Origin of the sequence: Mycolicibacterium insubricum, assembly GCF_010731615.1 — a bacterium.
In the GTDB taxonomy this organism is placed as follows: Bacteria; Actinomycetota; Actinomycetes; order Mycobacteriales; family Mycobacteriaceae; genus Mycobacterium; species Mycobacterium insubricum.
This window is the reverse complement of sequence record NZ_AP022618.1, coordinates 1,185,937-1,207,148: the sequence shown is the minus strand read 5'-3', so window position 1 is coordinate 1,207,148 and position 21,212 is coordinate 1,185,937. Positions and strand designations below refer to the sequence as shown.

Annotated in this window: 19 protein-coding genes; 4 read left to right on the top strand and 15 right to left on the bottom strand. The window is 69.4% G+C overall.

Annotated elements, in window-relative coordinates; genetic code table 11:
• Positions 1–7: 7 nt before the first annotated feature.
• The 4 genes from G6N16_RS05540 to G6N16_RS05525 all read right to left on the bottom strand — a co-directional run bounded on the left by G6N16_RS05540 (position 8) and on the right by G6N16_RS05525 (position 4,380).
• Positions 8–1,639 carry a bifunctional uroporphyrinogen-III C-methyltransferase/uroporphyrinogen-III synthase gene (locus tag G6N16_RS05540; RefSeq protein ID WP_083031491.1) on the bottom strand — a complete coding sequence of 544 codons (1,632 nt, stop codon included), beginning with the start codon at positions 1,637–1,639 and terminating at the stop codon, positions 8–10.
• 31 nt (positions 1,640–1,670) lie between these two features.
• A complete protein-coding gene (gene hemC / locus G6N16_RS05535; RefSeq protein WP_083031492.1) occupies positions 1,671–2,732 on the bottom strand; it encodes a hydroxymethylbilane synthase in 1,062 nt (353 codons plus the stop codon).
• A complete protein-coding gene (locus tag G6N16_RS05530) occupies positions 2,650–4,017 on the bottom strand; it encodes a glutamyl-tRNA reductase (RefSeq protein WP_083031494.1) in 1,368 nt (455 codons plus the stop codon). The genes hemC and G6N16_RS05530 overlap by 83 nt, the downstream gene beginning before the upstream one ends.
• 108 nt (positions 4,018–4,125) lie before the next feature.
• Positions 4,126–4,380, bottom strand: coding sequence for a glutaredoxin family protein (locus G6N16_RS05525; RefSeq protein ID WP_083031531.1), 255 nt, complete (start codon positions 4,378–4,380; stop codon positions 4,126–4,128).
• 60 nt (positions 4,381–4,440) lie between these two features.
• Between G6N16_RS05525 and G6N16_RS05520 the strand changes: the two genes are divergently transcribed.
• Positions 4,441–5,307, top strand: coding sequence for an HAD family hydrolase (locus G6N16_RS05520; RefSeq protein ID WP_083031495.1), 867 nt, complete (start codon positions 4,441–4,443; stop codon positions 5,305–5,307).
• Between the two features lie 65 nt (positions 5,308–5,372).
• Positions 5,373–5,870 carry an FAS1-like dehydratase domain-containing protein gene (locus G6N16_RS05515; protein ID WP_083031497.1) on the top strand — a complete coding sequence of 166 codons (498 nt, stop codon included), beginning with the start codon at positions 5,373–5,375 and terminating at the stop codon, positions 5,868–5,870.
• Positions 5,871–5,886: 16 nt separating this feature from the next.
• On the opposite strand, the gene G6N16_RS05510 is transcribed toward G6N16_RS05515, so the two are convergent.
• The 8 genes from G6N16_RS05510 to G6N16_RS05475 form a co-directional block, all read right to left on the bottom strand.
• Positions 5,887–6,933, bottom strand: a complete 1,047-nt coding sequence (locus tag G6N16_RS05510; RefSeq protein WP_083031498.1) for a lysophospholipid acyltransferase family protein — start codon at positions 6,931–6,933, stop codon at positions 5,887–5,889.
• Between the two features lie 83 nt (positions 6,934–7,016).
• Entirely contained in the window at positions 7,017–8,102 is a 1,086-nt protein-coding gene (locus G6N16_RS05505; RefSeq protein ID WP_083031500.1) for an SDR family oxidoreductase, read from the bottom strand.
• Between the two features lie 47 nt (positions 8,103–8,149).
• Complete coding sequence (locus tag G6N16_RS05500; RefSeq protein WP_003402602.1) at positions 8,150–8,251, bottom strand: 30S ribosomal protein bS22; 102 nt, start codon at positions 8,249–8,251, stop codon at positions 8,150–8,152.
• 522 nt (positions 8,252–8,773) lie between these two features.
• A complete protein-coding gene (locus tag G6N16_RS05495; protein WP_083031501.1) occupies positions 8,774–9,022 on the bottom strand; it encodes a helix-turn-helix domain-containing protein in 249 nt (82 codons plus the stop codon).
• Between the two features lie 137 nt (positions 9,023–9,159).
• A complete protein-coding gene (gene proC / locus G6N16_RS05490) occupies positions 9,160–10,035 on the bottom strand; it encodes a pyrroline-5-carboxylate reductase (protein WP_083031503.1) in 876 nt (291 codons plus the stop codon).
• A gap of 24 nt (positions 10,036–10,059) precedes the next feature.
• Entirely contained in the window at positions 10,060–10,905 is an 846-nt protein-coding gene (locus G6N16_RS05485; RefSeq protein ID WP_083031504.1) for a sugar phosphate isomerase/epimerase family protein, read from the bottom strand.
• A gap of 13 nt (positions 10,906–10,918) precedes the next feature.
• The gene (locus tag G6N16_RS05480) at positions 10,919–12,013 is read right to left on the bottom strand and encodes an Rv0497 family membrane protein (protein WP_083031506.1); all 1,095 of its coding nucleotides are present in this window, start codon (positions 12,011–12,013) and stop codon (positions 10,919–10,921) included.
• Complete coding sequence (locus tag G6N16_RS05475) at positions 12,010–13,026, bottom strand: Ppx/GppA family phosphatase (RefSeq protein ID WP_083031507.1); 1,017 nt, start codon at positions 13,024–13,026, stop codon at positions 12,010–12,012. The genes G6N16_RS05480 and G6N16_RS05475 overlap by 4 nt, the downstream gene beginning before the upstream one ends.
• 107 nt (positions 13,027–13,133) lie before the next feature.
• On the opposite strand from G6N16_RS05475, the gene G6N16_RS05470 reads away from it, so the two are divergent.
• On the top strand, positions 13,134–13,928 hold the full coding sequence (locus tag G6N16_RS05470; protein ID WP_234805883.1) for a DUF3109 family protein: 795 nt from the start codon (positions 13,134–13,136) through the stop codon (positions 13,926–13,928).
• A 150-nt stretch (positions 13,929–14,078) separates the two neighbouring features.
• Here the strand turns inward: G6N16_RS05470 and regX are convergent, their stop codons facing one another.
• The 3 genes from regX to G6N16_RS05455 form a co-directional block, all read right to left on the bottom strand.
• Positions 14,079–14,765, bottom strand: a complete 687-nt coding sequence (gene regX / locus G6N16_RS05465; protein WP_083031509.1) for a two-component sensory transduction protein RegX — start codon at positions 14,763–14,765, stop codon at positions 14,079–14,081.
• A gap of 4 nt (positions 14,766–14,769) precedes the next feature.
• Positions 14,770–15,924 carry a sensor histidine kinase gene (locus tag G6N16_RS05460; protein ID WP_083031510.1) on the bottom strand — a complete coding sequence of 385 codons (1,155 nt, stop codon included), beginning with the start codon at positions 15,922–15,924 and terminating at the stop codon, positions 14,770–14,772.
• A 151-nt stretch (positions 15,925–16,075) separates the two neighbouring features.
• The gene (locus tag G6N16_RS05455; protein ID WP_083031512.1) at positions 16,076–16,822 is read right to left on the bottom strand and encodes a phosphoglyceromutase; all 747 of its coding nucleotides are present in this window, start codon (positions 16,820–16,822) and stop codon (positions 16,076–16,078) included.
• A gap of 229 nt (positions 16,823–17,051) precedes the next feature.
• Between G6N16_RS05455 and G6N16_RS05450 the strand changes: the two genes are divergently transcribed.
• On the top strand, positions 17,052–21,212 hold the full coding sequence (locus G6N16_RS05450) for an Ig-like domain-containing protein (RefSeq protein ID WP_083031513.1): 4,161 nt from the start codon (positions 17,052–17,054) through the stop codon (positions 21,210–21,212).

Genomic DNA, 21,212 nt, shown 5'->3' with positions numbered 1-21,212 from the left:
CAGTTCTCTAGCGGCGCCGGCTCTTCTTGCGGGGCGGGGGCAGTGCGCCCTCGGCGCGCAGCCGGGCGGCGTGCTCGGCGAGCGCGTCGACCAGCGGCCCGACGGCGGCCGTCTCCGGCTGCACGTCGACCCGCAGTCCGAATTCGGCTGCCGTCTCGGCGGTCTTGGGCCCGATGCACGCCACGATGGTCCGCGCGTGCGGCTTGCCGGCGATGCCGACCAGGTTGCGGACCGTGGAGCTGGAGGTGAAGCAGACCGCGTCGAAGCCGCCGGTCTTGATCATCTCGCGGGTGTGCGCCGGCGGCGGGGCCGCGCGCACGGTGCGGTAGGCGGTGACGTCCTCGATCTCCCAGCCGCGCTCGCGCAGGCCCTCCGCGAGGGTCTCGGTGGCGATGTCGGCGCGCGGCAGCAGCACCCGGTTCACCGGGTCGAAGATGTCGTCGTACGGCGGGAACTCGTCGAGCAGGCCCAGCGAGGACTGTTCACCGGCGGGCACCAGCTCGGGGCTGATGCCGAAGGCGCGCACCCGGTCCGCGGTGGCCTCACCGACGCAGGCGATCTTCACCCCGGAGAACGCCCGGGCGTCCAGGCCGAATTCGGCGAACTTCTCCCACACCGCGCGCACGGCGTTGGTGGAGGTGAACACCACCCACTGGAAGCGGCCGTCGACCAGGCCCTTGACGGCGCGTTCCATCTGGGCGGGGCTGCGCGGCGGTTCGACGGCGATGGTCGGCACCTCGATCGGCAGGGCGCCGTGGCCGACCAGCCGCTCGCTCATCTCGCCGGCCTGGTCCTTGGTGCGCGGCACCAGCACGGTCCAGCCGTACAGCGAGCGGCTCTCCCACCAGTTCAGCTTGGCGCGATGGGCCACGGTGCGGCCGATGGTCACCACCAGCGGGCCGGTCAGCGGGCCGGCCGGGTCGGAGCTGCCCAGCGCGGCGCGTTCGGTCAGCCCGGCCAGCGTGGTCTCCACCGAGCGCTGTTGGCAGGTGGTGCCCTGCGCGGTGACCACGCAGGGCGTCGAGTCGGACAGGCCGTAGTCGATGAGGGTGCGGGCGGCATCGGCAAGATGCTCGGGGCCGGCCTGCAGGATCAGCGGTCCGGGCGCGGCGGCCAGTGCGGCCCAATCGACGTCACCGCGGACGTCGGCGACGGTGTGTGAGGAGCCCAGCGGGAGGCCGCCGTAGGTGGGCACCGCGGTGGTGGCGGGCAGCCCGGGCACGATCTCGAAGGCCACCTGGCTCTTGGCGACGGCATTGACCTCGGCCAGCACCGAGTCCAGCGACAGCGGGTCACCGAGGACCAGCCGCACGACGTCGGCGCCGGCGCGGGCCTCGGCGACCATGGTCTTGACGACCTCGGCGGGCGCGCCGAGGGCCGGGCGGACGTCGGCGCCGCCGGTCACCACGGCCGGGGCATCGCCGTCGGGGGTGTCGGTGGCCGGTGCCGGCCCGACCGTCGGCGGCAGCTCGGAGCCGACGATGGCCAGCACCGCCTCGGGCACGTCGGGGTCGGTGAACGTCAACGCGGCATTGCACAACACCGATTTCGCCCGCATCGTGAGCAGGCCCGGATCGCCCGGCCCCGATCCCACGAACGTGATGCGGCCCGGCTTGGCCTTACGCCCTCGCGTGGTCATCCATCTCTCCCACTGCAATCGTGGAGTCCCGCTAGCGCTGGGAGTCCATCAGTTCACGCGCCCCCAGTTCGAACAGCTCCCCGGCAACCGAGCGTCCCAGCTCGGCGGCCCGGTCGGCGGTGCCGATCCCGGAGGCACGGATCACGTCAGATCCGTCGGTTGCCGCCACGCATGCGCGTAACGACAGTTCGTCGAAGACGTTGCCGTCCTCATCGATCGACTCGACCACTTCCGCGATCGCCCCGACCGGTGCGGAACACCCCGCCTCCAACTCGGCGAGCAGGACACGTTCCGCGGTGACGGCCACCCGGGTGTCGGCGTCGTCCAGTTCGGACAACATCGCCACCAGGTCGGCGTCCCCGCTGCGGCACTCGATTGCCAGCGCCCCTTGAGCCGGCGCCGGTAGCATCTGCACCGGCTCCAGCGTCTCGGTTATCGCTTCGAGGCGTCCGATCCGGGCCAAGCCCGCCCGGGCAACCACGATGGCGTCGAGTTCACCGCTGCCTACCCTGTTCAACCTGCTATCTAGGTTGCCTCGTAGGGGGCGGATTTCCAAACCGAGACCCAGTGCTCTAAGCTGCGCGGCCCGGCGCACGCTGGAGGTGCCGATGGTGGCACCCGCGGGCAGCTCACCGAGCACCAGACCGTCCCGGGCGACCAGGGCGTCGCGGGCGTCGGCGCGGGGCGGGATGGCGGCGATGACGAACCGCGGGTCGGGCGCCGTCGGCAGGTCCTTGAAGGAGTGCACGGCCAGATCGACGCGGTCGTCGGCGATCGCGGTGCGCAGTTCGGCGGTGAACACCCCGACGCCGATCTCGGCGACCGGGGCGGCCGAGCGGTCACCGGAGGTGGAGATGATGACGAGTTCGGCGGGGTGTCCCAGCGCGATCAGGGCGTCGCGGATGGTGCCGGCCTGGGTGGTGGCCAGCAGGCTCCCCCGGGTACCGATCCGGATCGGCGTCGATCGGGTGAATCCGGCCGATTCACTGAAGTCGGAGATGGTCTGACCCCTACTCGGTGTTGTCGCCGATGGCGTCGAGATCGGCCGGGACCAGCGGTAATTCGCCCGCGGTCGCGACGGCGTCGACGGCATTGGGATCGAGCTCGAACAGCTCGCGCAGCGCCTCGGCGTAGCTGTCCCCACCCGGCGCGCTGGCCAGTTGTTTGACCCGCACGGTGGGTGCGTGCAGCAGCTTGTCGACCACCCGCTTGACGGTGCGGGCCACTTCCTCGCGGTGCAAGGTGTCCAGGCCGGGCAGCCGGTTGTCCAGCCGCAGCAGCTCGGACTCGATCACGTCGGCGGCGCGCTGGCGCAGCGCGGTGACCGTCGGGGTGACCTCGGCCATCCGCTGGCGCGCCAGGTAGGTCGCCAGTTCGGTGGCCACGATGGCGCGGGCCGCCTCGGCATCGCCGGCCGCCGCCTGGGCCGAGGGTTCGCGCTGAATGCGGTCCATGTCGACGACGACGACGCCCGGCAGCCCGCCGACCGCCGGGTCCACGTCGCGGGGCATGCCCAGATCGCAGATCACCAGCGGGCGGTCCTCCCGGCCCGCGCTGCGCTGCGCCAGGGCGTGGTGCACGTCGGCCAGCGACACCACCGGCCGCACCGCACCGGTGCTGCTGATCACGACGTCGGCGTCGACCAGCGCGGCGGCCACGTCGTCGAGGTCGACCGCGGTGGCCGTCAGGCCCTGCTCGGTGAGGTTGGCCGCCAGCCGCTGTGCGCGCGGCAGGGACCGGTTGACCACCCGCACGGTGTCTATACCCGCGCGGACCAGATGCGCCGCGGCCAGCGCGCCCATCGACCCGGCGCCGACGATGACGGCGCTGTGCCCGGCCAGCCCACCGAGGCTGGTATCGGCCATGCCGAGGGCCACCGAGACCACCGAGGCGCCCGCGGCGTCGATACCGGTCTCGGTGTGCACCCGCTTGCCCACCGACAGTGCCCGCTGGGACAGCTCGTGCAGAGTGCGGCCGACGCTGCGGTTGGACTCTGCGCTGGCGTAGGCGCGGCGCACCTGGCCGAGCACCTGCTGTTCGCCCAGCACCGCCGAATCCAGGCCGGCGGTCACCGAGAACAGGTGCTCGACGGCGGCTTCCGCGTAGCGCACGTAGGCGTACTTGGTCAGGTCCCCCAGCGACATGCCGGAGCGCTCGGCCAGCACCTGGCCGATCACCGACAGGCCGCCGTGGAAGGCGTCGACGACGGCGTAGACCTCGACCCGGTTGCAGGTGGCCAGCACCATGGCCTCGGTCACCAGCGACGACTCCAGCAGCTGGTCGATGATCTTGATCTGATCGGCCTCGTCGGTGGAGAGCTGTTCGAGCACCGACACGGGTGCACTGCGGTGGGAAACGCCGAACAGCAGGACACTCATCGCGCCATCCTGGAGGCCATCACCGTGCCCGCTCCCTTGCCCTCACCGGCCAAAATCCCGAGAAGAAAACTCATTCCAAGGTAGACGTTCACCGTCCGGCCCGCCAAATTATCCGAGATCGGCCCGCAACCGGGGTTCGTCGACCTCCCAGTAGCTGTGTTCGGCGCCGTCGAGCAGCACCACCGGCAGCCGGTCGCCGTACTCGGCGCGCAGCGCGGAGTTCCCGGCCGCCGCGGCCGCGTCGACGTCGACGATCGCCAGGTCGAACCCGAGCTCGTCGGCCAGCGCGGTCAACTGTTCGCCGGCCCGGACGCAGTGTCCGCACCCGGCCCGGGTCAGCAGCTGGACTTCGGCTCGGCGCATCTGCAGCATTCTGACATTTCGCTAAGGTTGTGGTCCGAGCGCCTTTGATCAGGGGGAGCAATGCCCGACGACTTCGAAGCGGCAGAGGCCGGCGATGCCAGCGCCGAACGTGCCGTGGCCGATCTGCGGGCCGACCCGGCGATCCCGTCGCCGTCGGACCTGACCGCGGCGGCGTTCTTCGACGTCGACAACACCCTGGTCCAGGGATCGTCGCTGGTGCATTTCGCCCGCGGGCTGGCCGCGCGCAAGTACTTCACCTACGCCGACGTGGCGAAGTTCGTCTTCGCCCAGGCCAAGTTCCAGCTGACCGGCCGGGAGAACAGCGACGACGTCGCCGAGGGACGCCGCAAGGCGCTGGCGTTCATCGAGGGACGCCCGACGTCCGAGCTCACCGAGGCCGGCGAGCAGATCTACGACGAGATCATCGCGGACAAGATCTGGTCCGGCACCCGGGCGATGGCGCAGATGCACCTCGACGCCGGCCAGCAGGTGTGGCTGGTCACCGCCACGCCGTATGAGCTGGCCGAGATCATCGCGCGCCGCCTCGGCCTGACCGGGGCGCTGGGCACCGTCGCCGAATCCGTCGACGGCGTGTTCACCGGCCGACTGGTCGGCGAGATCCTGCACGGCCCGGGCAAGGCGCACGCGGTTCGGGCGCTGGCCATTCGCGAAGGGCTCAACCTGCGCCGCTGCACGGCCTACTCCGACAGCTACAACGACGTGCCGATGCTCAACCTGGTCGGTACCGCCGTCGCCATCAATCCCGACGGTGACCTGCGGGAATACGCCCGGGCCCGGGGCTGGGAGGTGCGCGATTTCCGCACCGCGCGCAAGGCCGCCCGGATCGGGGTGCCCTCGGCGCTGGCGCTCGGCGCGGCCGGTGGTGTGCTCGCGGCGCTGGCGTCGCGGCGCAACGACCGCCGGTGACCGGGCCGCGTCTTGATAAACTGCGCCGCCGAGTAGTACTTGCCTTCTAGGGGACGAAACCTGCCATGAGCATTGCTGACGAGATCATCGGTACCCACTACCGCTACCCCGACTATTTCCAGGTCGGGCGCCAGAAGGTCGGCGAGTACGCCCGCGCGGTCCAGGACGACCACCCCGCGCACTTCCAGGCCGCCGCGGCGGCCGAGCTCGGCCACGATGCCGTGCTGGCGTCGCTGACCTTCGTGGCGGTCGCCGGGCGCCGGGTGCAGCTGGACATGTTCAAGCGTTTCGACGTCGGCATCAACCTGGCCCGGGTGATCCACCGGGACCAGAAATTCCGGTTCCACCGTCCGCTGGTCAGCGGCGACAAGCTCTACTTCGACTCGTACCTGGATTCGATGATCGAGTCGCACGGCACGGTGATCGTCGAACTGCGCTCGGAGGTCACCGACGACGCGGGCGAACCCGTCATCACCAGCATCGTCACCATGATCGGCGAGGCCAACAGCGACACCGAGGCCAACGAGCAGGTCGCCGCCATCGCCGCCCGGCTGGGGCTGTAGCAGCCCGGCTCCGGGCTCAGCCCAGGAACGTGTTGCTGCGCATACCCAGCAGCTGATATAGCGTCTGCTGGATGGTCTCGCGGACCTGGTCGGTCAGTTCGAAGGTGACCATCGGATCGTCGGCGGCGGACTCGTCGTAGTCGGCGGTTTCGATCGGGGCACCGAAGGCGATGTGCCACTTGGACGGCAGCGGGATCAGCCCGGCCGGTCCGGCCAGCGGGAACAGCGGCGTCACCGGGAAGTACGGCAGACCCAGCAGCCGGGCCAGCAGCTTGACGTCGGCGATCATCGGGTAGATCTCCTCGGACCCGACGATCGAGCACGGGATGATCGGCGCCTTGGTGCGCAGTGCGGCCGACACGAAGCCGCCGCGGCCGAACCGCTGCAGCTTGTACCGGTCGCGGTAGTGCTTACCCAGGCCCTTGTAGCCCTCCGGGAACACGGCGGTCAGCTCGCCGGAGTCCAGCAACCGGTTCGCGTCGGCGGTACAGGCCATGGTGTGGCCGGCCTTGCGGGCCGCCTGACCCAGCACCGGCATGTCGAACACCAGGTCGGCGGCCAGCAGCCGCAGATCCCGATGCGTCGGGTGATGGTCGTGCACGGCGACCGAGGCCATCAGGCCGTCCAGCGGCAGCACGCCCGCGTGGTTGGCCACCACCAGTCCGGCGCCCTCGATCGGCAGGTTCTCGATCCCGGTGACCGACACCCGGAACCACGAGTTGAACAGCACCCGCAGCGCCGGCAGGAAGACACCCTCGTTGAGATGGCGGTCGAAGCCGAAATCGTCGACGACGTAGTCGCCGGTCAGCCGCTTGCGCAGGAAGTCCGCGACCGAGGCGATCCGCTGGGCGAGTTCATTGGGGGCGTCGACGCCGCCGGTGCGGGAGGCGTCGAACTCGTGCACGACGGCGGCGAGTTCCTCGGCGGTGCGCTGGTCGGGATCTGACAGCAGAGACGGGTGCCGACGGGCCGCCTCGGCCCGCAGCGCATTGCGCCTCGCGGCCGACACGCGACTCGAATTGCTATACAGCGGAATGACATTCGCTTCGGACTCAGTTGCCATGATTCACCTTCTCCCCTGCATCGACCGGTAACGCCGACTTCTATCTGCGCCGAACTCGACAGCGGCTGAATCCGACCGCACGCTCAGTTCCCCCAACGTTGCGCCAATGCAACCGCGCGGTCTTCCAAAGAGAGTACCCACCGCGGGTCGAAGATGGCAGTCAAACCCCGCCCGCGAACGTAGTCGTCGAACGCCTCCAGGGTGCTCCATTTTGGCTCGAACCCCAGCTCATTGCGCATCCGGGTGGTGTCCATCACCCGGCCGAAAGTCATGTAATCAAGTTGATCGCGAGTGATCTCCCCGCTGCCGGTGGCCCGCACCACCGAGTCCATCAGCCGCACCCCCAGCGTCGGCAGCGGCAGCGCGAGCCGGCCGGACCGCCGAACCGCCTGCGACATCATGATGATGCCCTTGGCCCCGATGTTGAAGGTGCCGGAACGGCCGGCCACCGTGGCGTGCTCCAGCGCCCCGAGCGCATCCTGCTCATGCAACAGCTGCAACCGGGCGTCACGCCCGGCGACCGTCGGCACCACCGGCCCGGCCAGGTACCGCGACAGTGCGGTGTCCATCGCCGGACCGATCATGTTGGCCAGCCGCAGGATGGTCACCGCGATGTCGGGACGACGGCGGCCGAGCCCGCGGGCGTAGCTCTCGATGTCGATGCTGTCGCGGGCGAAGCCCTCGCCGGGTGGCCGGCGGGCACTGCTGTCCTCGGTGAACATCACCGGGTCGTAGGCGCTGGAGCCGTAGATCTCGGAGGTGGACTTGAGGATCACCCGTCGTACCAGCGGCGCCTTCTGGCAGGCCGCGAACAACTGCATGGCGCCCATCACGTTGAGTTCCTTCAACGTGGCCCGGCCCCCGGATCGGGGAACGTAGGACGCCGCCGCGGCGTGCACCACGGTGTCGACATCGCCGTTGCGAATAACCTTGGCGATGAACGGATTCCGGATGTCGGCCCGAACGAATTCGGCCCGGCCCATCCGGCGCTGCATATCCTTGGTCGGCGCCACCGCGTCAACCGCGATGACCTGCTTGATCGCCGGGTTCTGTGCCAGCCGCGCGGTCAGGTAGCCCCCGAGGAATCGGCAGGCCCCGGTGACCAGTACCACCTTCGGTCCGTCGGCGCCCGTCTGCTCGGCGCCGTCGCCACCCCGTCCGGAATCCATCCCGACAGGCTACCGACCGGGCACGCCGCGCGGCGGCACAGCGCGCGCTACTTGCCGAGTTTTCTGCGCTGCACCCGGGTGCGACGGAGCAGTTTGCGATGCTTCTTCTTCGACATCCGCTTACGCCGCTTCTTGATGACTGAACCCATGGACTCCGCTGACTACGCACGCGGCGCGAGACGCCGCTCCTGACACAACCCGGCTACCTTACCGAAAGACCGGGCGCAACGGGAAAGCGGGCGGTCCGGCGAACGTAGGCGGAGTTGGCGCGAGCGCATCGAGTGCCTTCGGAGGTGTAGGCCGAGCGGGCGGAGCTTGCGGAGCCAGCGCTGGCCGGATCCGACCATTTGCGCGGCGGAACGCCGGTGCACATAACTGGTACGCCAACCGCGCCGCACACTTGACGAACCAGTTGTGTGCACACCGCGCCGATCACCGACGACAAAACCCCAGGTCACCAGAGACCGCGGCAGACGCCCGCGTTCGCAACTGGTACATCAACCCCGCCGCATACGTTGACGAACCAGTTAGGTGCAGCGGTGGCGTGGAATCCGGGCGAAATCAGGGCGCCAGGCGGGTTATCCACAGGTTGCACTGGGGACGCCGAAAGCCGGAGGCCGGGGCCGGAAGCCCAAGGCCGGGCCGCCGGGAACCGAAACGATGCGCGGAGGCTATCCGGCGTCGAAGTAGGAGTTCTCCAGCATGTCGTGAACGGCCTTGGCGTGCACCCGGAAGGACCGGCCGACGCGAACGGCCTGCAGCTCGCCGTTGTGCACCAGGCGGTACACCGTCATCTTGGACACCCGCATCAGTGCGGCGACCTCGGCGACGGTGAGAAATTGCGTCGCGCCGGGCTGGGCGTCGCCAGCTCCCTCACGTGCACCTTTGCCGCTTCCGGATGGTCCGTTCATAGCCGTCATCGCAACCCATTCCTTCAGGCACGGCCAGTTCCAGCGGCTTCCCCACCGTTGGTACGACGCGTGCTTACACGAGGAGAATAGCGGGACAGGTGGGGTTACTGCGACGGGTGTGGGGTAATCCGTTGAAAATTTTAGAACTACTCCGATGTGATTCCGAGCTGCTCAGACCGCGTTTTTGCGGCTTCGACCGCAGCGGCGACGGCCGCCCGCAAACCTCCGCGTTCCAGTTCCCGCAGGCCGGCGGCGGTGGTACCCCCCGGCGAGGTAACCATGGCGCGCAGCTGCGCGGCGGTGGTGTCGACGCCGGACGGCCGGGTGCCGTCCGCACCGCCGCGCTCACCGTCCATCCGGTCCAGCATCATCGCGGCCGACCCAGCCATGGTCTGAACGGCCAGATCGGTGGCCACCGCCCGGGCCAGGCCGGCCGCCACACCCGCATCCACCAACGCCTCCACCATCAGGAAGAAGTAGGCCGGGCCCGACCCTGAGACGGCCGTAACGGCGTCCAGTTGCGCCTCTGAGACCGTCAACACCTCCCCCACGGCCTCGAACAACCCGGCGGCCGCGGAAAGCTGCTCATCGGTGGTGAAGCGCCCGCGCGCCACCGCGGTGACCCCGGCGCCGACCAGCGCCGGGGTATTGGGCATCGCCCGGACCACAGCGGATCCGGCCGGCAACTTGGACTCGAAGAATCCGGTACCCACACCCGCGGCCACCGTCACGAAGACCTGCTCGGTGCTGCTGTCCTCGGCGATCGCGGCGGCCTCGGCGATGGCGTTCACCGCCGCGGTGACATCGGCGGGTTTGACCGCCACCACCACGTAGTCGGCGTGCGCGGCGGCGTCGGTGATCGAGCCGGTCACCTGCACGCCGTAGGTCTGCGACAGGTGTTCGGTGCGGGCCGGCGCCCGCTCGGCGACCACCAGGTCCTTCACCTGGCGGCCGCTGCGCAGCAGCCCCGCCAACAGTGCCTCGCCCATGTTGCCGCCACCGATGATTGCGATTCTCGCCATTTGACCGACCCTAGCGGCTGTTGATCAGCGCAGCAGATGGGTCCTGGCGAACTGCAGCGATTCGGCCAGCAGCGCGGTGCGCTCGGCGTCGTCACGCGCCGACGAGGTGGTGACCTCGAGCACGACGTGCCCGCTGAAATCGCTGGCCGCCAGGTTCTGGCACACCTGGGCGGTGGGCTGGGTGCCGCGGCCGGGCACCAGGTGCTCGTCGGCGGCCGCACCGTTGCCGTCGCACAGATGCAGGTGCACCAGGCCGTCGCCCATCCGGGCGGCCATCTCCAGGGCGTCGGTCCCGGCCGTCGCGGTGTGCGACAGATCCAGCGTGTAGTGCGCGTGGTTGCCGTCGAGCGGGTCGTAGGACGGCGCGAACGCCGAAATGCCGGGCCCGGGGAGCCCACCGCGGCGGCGCATCCGCTCGATCGACGGTGCCCCGGTGCCGAAGAACCGATCGGTGCGGAACGGGAACATGTTCTCCACCGCCACCAGCACGTGACTGTTCGACTCCAGCTCAGCGACCTGCTCGGAGAACCCCGCGGCGTAGCGGCGCTGCCAGCGGAACGGCGGGTGCACCACCACGGTTTCGGCGCCCAGATGTTCGGCCGCGCGGACGCTGCGTTCCAGCTTGGCGATCGGATTGGCACCCCAGACCCGCTGGGAGATCAGCAGGCACGGCGCGTGCACGGACAGCACCGGGACCGAATACTTGGCCGACAGTCGGGCCACCGCGTCGATGTCCTGACTGACCGATTCGGCCCAAACCATCAGCTCGACGCCGTCGTAGCCGAGCCGGGCGGCGTATTCGAAGGCGGCCTCGGCGCGCAACGGGTACACCGAGGCGGTCGACAGGCCGACCTTGATCGCGGGGCGCACGTCGGGTTGCCGGTCAGCTCGAATGCTGCAGTGCCAGCGGGCCGAGGGTCACCATGGCACCGACCACCACCGCGATCAGCGTGCTGGCGATGTCCTCGGTCTTGCGCACCACCCGGACGCCGACCACCAAGCCCAGGATGACCAGCACCGACAGCACCAGCGCAATGATGTTGTTCCACTGCCACAGCTGGTCGAAGGCCAGGAACAGGCCGGCGCCGAACGCGACGGCGAAAATCGACTGGAAGGCGATCACCGAGCCACGCAGGATCTGCTGACCGCGGGTCAGCGGCTCGTCGTCGTAGTCCTCGTCGTCCTCGTCCGGCGTGTCCTCGACCGCCCCGGCGTGCTCCTCGGTTTCCTCGCTGACGGCCGCGGGGCCGGGATTAAGCAGCGCCAGCGGCTCCGACCGGCGCCGCGCCAACTCGTCGACGACGCTGTCGCCGCCGAACAGGGCGTCGTCGGCATCGCTTTCGAATTCCGCCGCGAAGTCGGCGTCGTCGATCAGGTCCGGGCTCATCAGCTCGGCGTCGGCGGTCTCGCCGACGGCGGCGACGGCGGTCTCGGTCTCGGTAACCACCTCGACGGCGGCCGGCGCCGCCGCATTGGCGAGCGGGCGGATGCTGCGGCGCACCGGGCGCGGATCCCGGCTGCGCTCGGGTCGGGCTTCGCGGCCGCGCCGCGGCGACGGGGTGTGTGCCCGCGCGGGGGGCAGCTCGGACAGCGACTCGGGCTGTTCGGCGGGCTCCTCGGCGGTCGGCTCCGCCGTGGCGGCGGGTTCTTCCGACGCGGCGGGGGTCTCTTCCGGTGCTGCCGGGGCCTCGACCTCGGGGGCTTCGGCTTCTGGGGCTTCGATTGCGGCGGCCTCGGTCTCGGCGGCCTCGGTCTCGGCGGCGTCGGCGGCCTTCAGATCATCCTCGGTGACCACCGGCATCTCGCCGGTCCGGATGATCGGGATCTCACCGGTCAGCTCGGCGACGGTCACCGCATCCGCGTTGCCGCGGCGCCGGCGACGACGGCCGCCGACCGGGGGCGACCCGATGGTGCCGTTCTTGGCCAGCAGTTCGGCGACCGAGATCGGTCGGGTGCTCGTCTCGTCTGCGCCACTCATCGCTTTCCGCCTCTCGCGCCCCCGGGACGCGAACCGGCGGCTCTCCGTCCAGCATCCCCCACCGGGGTCTCCACCAATGCGGTTCCGTCAGCCTCGCTGTCGAGCTTGCGCAGAATCAAGCCCTCACGCAGCGCCCACGGACAGATATCGACGGTCTCGATCGACAACGCACGCATACTCGCCTCCGCCACCAGCGCACCCGCAACGATCTGCGGCGCGCGCTCGGCGCTCACTCCCTCCAACTCGGCACGATCAGCCGTGGTCATCCTAGAGATGAAGGCTATGAGCTGTCTGAGACCGTTGGCCGTCAAGGTCCGCTTCACCCGCGGTCCGGCACCCGAGGGCGCCGCGCCGGTGAGCCGGGCCAGCGAACGGAAGGTCTTCGATGAGGCGACCGCCAGATCCGGGGTGCCGGCCGCCAGCACGGTCTTGGCCGCGTCGGCAAGCTCGGTGTCCAGCCAGTCGCGCAGCATTCCGACACGGCGGCGACCCGGTGGATCCTCGGCCAGCCACTCCCGAGTCAATCGGCCCGCTCCCAGCGGCAACGACAGCGCCACCTCGGGTTCCTCGTCGACCCCGTTGGACAGTTCCAGCGACCCACCGCCGATGTCGACGTTGATGATCCGGCCCGCGCTCCAGCCGTACCAGCGGCGCACCGCCAGGAAGGTGAGCCGGGACTCGTCGTGGCCGGCCAGCACCTGCAGGTTCACGCCGGTCTCGTTGACCACCCGGGCCAGCACGTCCTCGGAGTTGGTGGCATCGCGTACCGCCGATGTGGCGAACGCCATAAGTTCCGCGCACCCCGAACTGACTGCGATCTTGGCGAATTCGTCGACCGTCGCGATCAGCTTGTCGGCGCCCTTGCGGGTCAGTTTGCCGGAATCGTCAATGGCCTCGGCCAGTCGCAAGGCGGACTTCGTCGAGCTCATCGGCGTCGGGTGACCACCCCGACGGGCATCAACCACCAGCAGATGAACCGTGTTGCTGCCCACGTCGAGCACGCCCAATCGCACCCAGACAACCTAGTCCGCTACCCGCGGTCCCGTCTCGGCCGGGGCGCAGAAAAATTAGCCCGCGCGCGCGAGTTCGGCCGTCGGCGCGGTGCACTACCGTGGTGGCCGTGATTCCGCGGTCGCCCGAACACCCCGACGAAGTCGGGCTCGATTTCCCCCGCGAGTGGGTGGAGTTCAACGATCCGGACAACGCCGAACACTTGATCGTGGCGGACCTGACCTGGCTGCTGTCGCGGTGGAGTTGCGCGTTCGGCACCCCCGCCTGCCAGGGCACCGTCGAGGGCCGTCCCGACGACGGCTGCTGCAGCCACGGCGCGTTCCTGTCCGACGACGACGACCGCGCCCATCTCGACGACGTCGTCAAGACGCTGACCGATGCCGACTGGCAGTACCGCGACCGGGGCCTGGGCCGCAAGGGCTATCTGGAATCCGACGAGTACGACGGTGAACCGCAGCTGCGGACCCGCAAGTACAAGGGCGCGTGCATCTTCCTGAACCGCCCCGGATTCGACGGGCCGATCGGCTGCGCCCTGCACGCCAAGGCCATGTCGCTGGGCGTCGAACCGTGGACCATGAAGCCCGAGGTGTGCTGGCAGCTACCGGTGCGGCGCAGCCAGGAATGGGTGACCCGACCCGACGGGGTGGAAATCCTCAAGACCACCATCACCGAGTACGACCGGCGGGGCTGGGGCAGCGGCGGGGCCGACCTGCACTGGTACTGCACCGGCGATCCGGCCACCCACACCGGGGCGCGGCCGGTGTACGAGTCCTACGCTCCCGAGCTGACCGAGCTGATCGGCGCCAACGCCTACGCGGAATTGGCCGCGCTGTGCCGGCGCCGCGGCCAGCTGGGCCTGATCGCCGTCCACCCGGCCACGCGGTGCGCGCAGGAGCAGGGGTAGATCGTCGTCAGCCCTGCTGATGGGGCTGACTCCTCATCGCGGCTCGGAACCACCGCCCGACTCCTCATCGCGGCTCGTTCCTCGCCGCTTGATCGTCGTCGGGCGCCTCGCCGCTTGATCGTCGTCGGGCGCCTCGCCGCTTGATCGTCGTCAGCCCTCCAACTTGTACCCAAGGCCGCGGACGGTGACCAGGTGCACCGGGTTGGCCGGGTCGGCCTCGATCTTCGAGCGCAGCCGCTTGACGTGCACGTCGAGGGTCTTGGTGTCGCCGACGTAGTCCGCGCCCCACACTCGGTCGATCAGCTGGCCGCGAGTCAGCACCCGGCCGCTGTTGCGCATCAGGTACTCCAGCAGGTCGAATTCCTTGAGCGGCAAGGTGATCTGCTCGCCGTTGACGCTGACGACGTGACGCTCCACGTCCATCCGCACCGGGCCGGCCTCCAGCACACCGTCACCGGTGCCGAGTCCGTCGGAGTCGCCGCCGCGGCGCAGCACCGCGCGGATCCGGGCGATCAGCTCGCGCGCCGAGTACGGCTTGGTCACGTAGTCGTCGGCGCCGAGTTCCAGCCCGACGACCTTGTCGATCTCGCTGTCGCGGGCGGTGACCATGATCACCGGCACTGCCGAGCGGGCCCGCAGTTGCTTGCACACATCGGTGCCGCTCATGCCGGGCAGCATCAGGTCCAGCAGGACGATGTCGGCGCCGGAGCGGTCGAACTCCGCCAGCGCGGACGGGCCGTCGGTGACGACGGTCGCCTCGAATCCCTCCTTGCGCAACAGGAATGCCAGTGGATCGGCCAGAGACTCTTCGTCTTCGACAATGAGCACAGTGGTCATCTTGTTAAACGTCCTCTTCCTCGGGGTCTTCGGCCCACACCGGAACCGACAGGGTGAAGGTGGAGCCGGTACCGAGCTGACTCCACAGGCGAATCGAACCGTTGTGATTGGCGGCGACGTGCTTGACGATCGCGAGCCCCAGGCCGGTGCCGCCGGTCGCGCGGGACCGCGCCTGGTCGACCCGGAAGAACCGCTCGAAGACGCGTTCCTGGTCGTCGCGCGCGATCCCGATACCTCGATCGGTGACCGCGATCAGGATGTCCTCGCCGCTGCGCCGACGGCTGATCGACACCATCGATCCCTGCGGCGAGTAGGCGATGGCGTTGGAGATGAGGTTGGCGATGGCGGTGACCAGCAGCGCCTGATCGCCGAGCACCCGGAAACCGCTGGCCGCGTCGGTGACGACGGAGATGGCGGCGTTGTCGGCGGCGACCTTGTTGCGGGAGATGGCCTCGGCGACGACGACGTCGACGTCGACCTCGCCGAGGTCGGGCAGCGGCTCGGCGCCTTGCAGCCGGGACAGCTCGATGAGTTCGCCGACCATGTTGGCCAGCCGGTTCGATTCGGCGAGCACCTTCGTGCCGAACCGGTGCACGGTGTCCGGGTCGTCGGCGGATTCCAGCAGTGCTTCGGCCAGCACGCCCATCGCACCGACCGGCGTCTTGAGCTCGTGGCTGACGTTGGCGACGAAGTCGCGGCGGGTGGCCTCCATCCGGGCCTGCTCGGACTGGTCGTCGGCGTAGATGACGGCGAATCGCCCGTCGTCGGCGGTCAGCAACCGGACCTGGGCGCGCACCGACAGGCCTACCCGGCCCGGGCTGCCCCGCTGGGCGGACAGCTCCACTTCACCGTCGCGACCGGTGGCCAGGGTGCGCGCCGCCACCTGCCACACCCGCTCGTCGAGCAGCCGCTCCCGCACCAGGCCCAGTTCAGCGGCGCGGTGGTTGAGATACACGACGTCGCGGTGCCGATCGACGACGACGACGCCCATCGGTGCCTGCGCGACGATGTGGGCCAACATCTGCGAGACCGTGATGCCGGACTGTTGCGCAGCTACGACCTGGCGGCGGCGCTGCCACCGTGGCGACACGACCGCTCCGATAACCGCGCCGGCCGGCACGGCGACTCCGGCGGCCAGCATCGCCGCCATCACACTCACGTGCCGAATGGTACGGCTTCGATGAACGGCATCCCAGCGTCAAGCAGCCATTTCCGGTTAACGTCACACCCTCCGGGGACACCGTTGGGCCGCCGTTAACCCAGGTTCACCGGGCGTTCGGCGTCTGGTTACCTGCTGCCCCGGTTGGCGACTACTTGCTGCCCTGGTTGGCGACTGCGGCGGCACCGGCGGCGGCGGCCTCGGGGTCCAGGTACACCCCACCCGGGGTCAGCGGCTTGAGGTTCTCGTCGAGGTCGTAGCGCAGCGGGATACCGGTGGGGATGTTCAGCCCGGTGATATCGGCCTCGGACATTTCGTCGAGGTACTTCACCAGCGCCCGCAGCGAGTTTCCGTGGGCCACCACCAGCACAGTCTTGCCGGCGCGCAGGTCCTCGGCGATGGTCTCCTCGTAGTAGGGCACCAGCCGGGCCACCACATCGGCCAGACACTCGGTCAGCGGACCGCCGCCGATCTCGGCGTACCGCGGGTCGGCGTCCTGGCTGTATTCGCTGCCGCGCTCGATGGGCGGCGGCGGGGTGTCGTAGGACCGGCGCCAGGCCATGAACTGCTCCTCGCCGTACTTGGCCTTGGTGGCGGCCTTGTCCAGGCCCTGCAGGGCGCCGTAGTGCCGCTCGTTCAGGCGCCAGTCCCGGTGCACCGGGATCCAGTGCCGGTCGGCGGCGTCCAGGCTCAGGTTGGCGGTGGTGATGGCGCGGCGCAGCAGCGAGGTGTAGACCACGTCGGGCAGCAGGCCCTCCTCGGCCAGCAACTCCCCGCCGCGGATCGCCTCGCCGCGCCCCTTCTCGGTGAGGTGGACGTCCACCCAGCCGGTGAACTGGTTCAGCGCATTCCATTCGCTCTCGCCGTGACGGAGCAGCACCAACGTGGAGGTTCCCATGGCGCCGATTCTCGCATGCGGGGCGGTATTCCTGCGCGTCGCCGACACCGGAGCGGCAGTCAACCGGGAAACCGTGGACCCACCGGCCCGGCACCGATTCACAGCGAACAAGTAGCCGCTACCTCTGTTTCGATAGGGGATTCATTCCAGGGATATCCCTGTATCGCTGAACCCCCTAGGTTCCTAGCGTTGTAGGGACAGGTTCGCGTACGAACACGGGGGGGACGTCATGAGCGCTCGGCACGCTCCGATCAGCCAGCACCACGCGCAGTACATCGGCCGGGTCGGGGCGCTGGCGGTGGCGTTGGGAATCGGCACGGCCGTCGCCCACGGCACGGCCGTCGCCTACGCCGACGAGACCGGCGGAACATCCGCGGGCGGCGCGCAGCCGAGCCGACCGCACCATGACCTCCGTTCGTCGCGCGGTGGCGGCCAGAGCGGGTCCGGCGAGCAGACTGGTGCCGGCCGCGATGCGACCGGCCCGAGTCACAGCCCGGTCGGTCAGGGTCACGATCCGGGCGACGACGACCGTCCGGGAGAGGGCCCGGACGGCTCGCCGCCGCACCTCCCAAAGCCGACTACCCACCGGCCATCCGAGGCCACCGCCGCGGAATCGCCGAGGCCCGGACCGAAGCGACCGCTCACCCGATTGGCGCAGCGGTTGCGGGAGCGCGTCACCGCGGTGACAGACACGGCGGGGAACGACAGCGCGGCCGACCGGGCCGCCGGTGGTCAGACACCGGCGGTCACTTCGGCCTCGGTAACCGACTCAGGCCCATCGAATGATCCGCAAACCCACATGCCCGCAGCCGATTTCGGGAACAACCGCGGACGAGGCCAGAGCCTCCCGGATGCCCCGGCCTCCCGGCTCACGACCGCGCCGGACGCCGTCGGGCGCCGTGTCCTCGACCGTCTGAGTCAGCTCGGTGCAGACGCGACCGCGCACTCGGTCTCCGTTCCCGCCGAGCCATCCCAGCGGCCGTTCGCCACCGCCGCGTTTACCCAGCCCGGCGAAGCCGCCACGTTCCGCACGGCACCGGCGTGGGCACAGGGCGTCACCACCATGGCCGCGCCTCCGTCGCCCGGCATCCTCTCCACGGTGCTGTCGGCGCTCGGACTGCGCACCACGAGCGGCAATTCCAACGCGCCCATCGCCCCGGCCGACAACCCGCTGACGTCGGGCATCCTCGAATTCGTCCGCCGTCAGTTCAGCGCGCTGTTCGACAACAAGGCGCCGACGTCCGTGCCGAAGACCCAGACGGTCAGCCTGGTCGACGGCAACACACAGACGTTCACGCTGACCGGCGCCACCGACCCGGACGGAGACACCGTCACCTATCAACCCGGGACATACACCGGGAGCAAGGGCGGCACGCTCGTCGTCGACGCCGACGCCAGCGCGACCTACACCGCGGCTGCCGGCTGGGACGGCAGCGCCGCCATCTCCGACGACACCTTCATGGTCACCACCACCGACGAATCCTCCGGTTGGCACATCCACGGCATCGCCGGGCTGATCAACACACTAAGCTTCGGCCTCATCGGCAGCCCCGGGCACACCGGCAGCCAGACCGTCGTCGTCAGCGCCGATCAGCGCCTGTACCAGCCCTCCGACCTCACGGTCGACACGATCGGCGACGGCGCGGTCACCGGAACCGTCGACTGGGTGCCCGTCGGCGCGACCGACGTGACCTACGCACCCGGTTCGGGCCCGCAGCACGGAACCGTCACCGTCAGCGACGACGGCACCTTCCGTTACACCCCCGACCCACTCGCCCGGCTGGACGCCTACTCCCATCCTGGACAGCACACCGATACCTTCACCGTGGTCGCCACCGGCGCCGACGACGTTCCCCACCTGGTCAACGTCGCCGTGCCGATCAGCCCGACCGGGGCCGCTGCCACCGGCAGTTCAACCGCCGGTGGCGTCGGCAGCCCCCACGAGATCACCCGCTCTGACGGCAGCAGGGTGCTGACCAGCATCTCCGGTAACGACACCGACGGATACACGACCACCGTGACGGTGGTGCACCCGGACGGGACGGCCCACACCGTCGTGGACGGAGTGTCCGGCAGCACCCGCGACCCGATCGTGCGGCCCGACGGCAGCATCGTCTTCATCACCCGCGAAGGTTCACCGGTGGCCGACGACGTCACCGACGTCAGCACCGTCACGATCCTGGACACGCAGAACCACATCAGCGCGCTGAGCCCGATCACCGGCAGCGGAGCACTCTCTCCGAAGGTCTACGACGACGGCACGATCATGCTCGTCACCCACACCGGGACCGACTACAGCGACTACCAAACCACCGCGACGGTGCTGCCCGCGGGCACGGCCGATGTGGTGTCGGCAACCACCGACGGGCTCGCGTACAGCAGCTATGACGCGGTGCGGCATGGTGGACAGATCGTCGTCATCACCGACCGGGGGACCGTCGGTGGGCATCCAATGCACGACATCATGATGATCGCCCCCGACGGAAGCACCACCAACACTGTGCGGTCGGTGTCCGGCACGATCTCCGTTGCCGACGACGGAACCGTCCTTGCGAGCGACATGACCGGAACCGCTGCAACCGGCTACCACAGCACCGTCGCCGTACTGCAGCCCGGCGCGTCAGGCTTCATGGTCAGCCGGGAGATCGACGGCGCGTATCTCGGCAACCCGGTGGTGCTCGACGACGGCACCGTGGTGGTGCTGACCAACAGCATCGACCACCTCAGCACCGGCTATACCTCGACCTCGTCCACCATGCGGGTCACCGCGCTGCGGCCCGACGACGCCGGCACCGGCCTTACCGCCTCCCGGGCCACGGAAACCACGGCCATCTTCCGGGACCCGCCGGGGGTGACGCGCAACGGCAATTCCGCCACCGTCACGTTGGCGACATATGCCGGATACTCCGACCCGAACAGCACGGTGATCCTGGTGGCTCCGGGCCACGATCCGATCAGTTCGGGGACGATCACCGGCGCCCCGGCTAATACCGTGCTGCGCGGCGACGGCTCGGTGGTGCTCACCACCGACACGCATTCCGACGACGATTCGCACAGCACCGACATCCGCGTGCTGACAGCCAATACCGGGCACACCGCGCTGACCCAGGTTGCCGGTAGCAGCCCCATCTCCGGCAGCCCGGTGTCCACCATCCTGCGGGCCGACGGGTCGATCGTGCAGGTCAGCACCGCGGAAGCCGCCGATCGCGATCAAAGCCACACCACCGTCACGGTGCTCGGCACCGACAACACATTCGCCACGGCCGGCACCGTCACCGGAAACGCCAGGTATCCGATCAACTATGCGCCGTATGCGCCCCGAGATCCGTATGTCCTCGCTGACGGCACCATCGTTGTCATCACCCACACCGGAACCATCGATCAACCCGACTTCACCACCAAGCTGACCGTGCTACGCCCAGGTGAGACCACCGCGACCACCCTGTCCAGCCCCGGCAACACAGTCAAGGACACGCATCGCAGTTTGCCCATCGAAGCCGAATACGGCCACGACGGGACGGTGCTGCTGACGACGTTCACCGGCAACGACACCGACGGATATCAGACCACCAGCACGGTGCTGCGCCCCGGCGACAACGCGCCCATCGTCATCGCGCACAAGATCGCCGGGAAGCCGCCCTACTATTCCGGCACCGACACCCCGCCGGCCCTGCAACCCGACGGCACCGTGGTACTCACCACCGCCACTGGCAGCAACGACGACGGCCTCGGCACCACCACCATCACCGTGCTGCGGCCCGGCTCGAGCACCCCGGTCACCGTGGCCGATGCCGTCGACGGTTTCCCGTTGCGCACGCAGGTGCTCAGCGACGGCTCCATCATGCTCGTCAGCCACACCGGGGCGAATACGCCGGCCGACGCGGTCGCGACAATCCGGGTATTCAACCGCGACGGCATCATGACGAGCACCATCGGCCCACTGGAGGGGTTCCCGATGGTCGTGAGTGTCGGCGACGAGGGCACGATCGTCGGGGCCACCGTGACCGGTTCAAACATCTATGCGACCCATACCGCCACCCATGTCACAGTGCTGCGACCCGGCAGCGAACCATTGACCCTGGATCCTGTCGACGGGGTTCCGCTCCAGGCATTGGTGTTGGACGACGGCACGGTGATGGTCGATTCGTCGGTGCTGAGTGAGACCGACGGTGCGTATCACGTCTCCACCCTGGTGACGGTCCTGCGCCCGCGCGACACCGCGCCTTCGGTGATCGGGCTCTCGGGCGTCATTGACCATTGGCAGCCCGGCGACGACGGGACGGTCCTGGTGACCACCAAAAACAACATCGGCACCAACAGCGAACCGGTGTACGAGTACACCACAACGGTGATCACCCTGGCCCAGCAGCCGTCGTCAACCCTGTTGTAG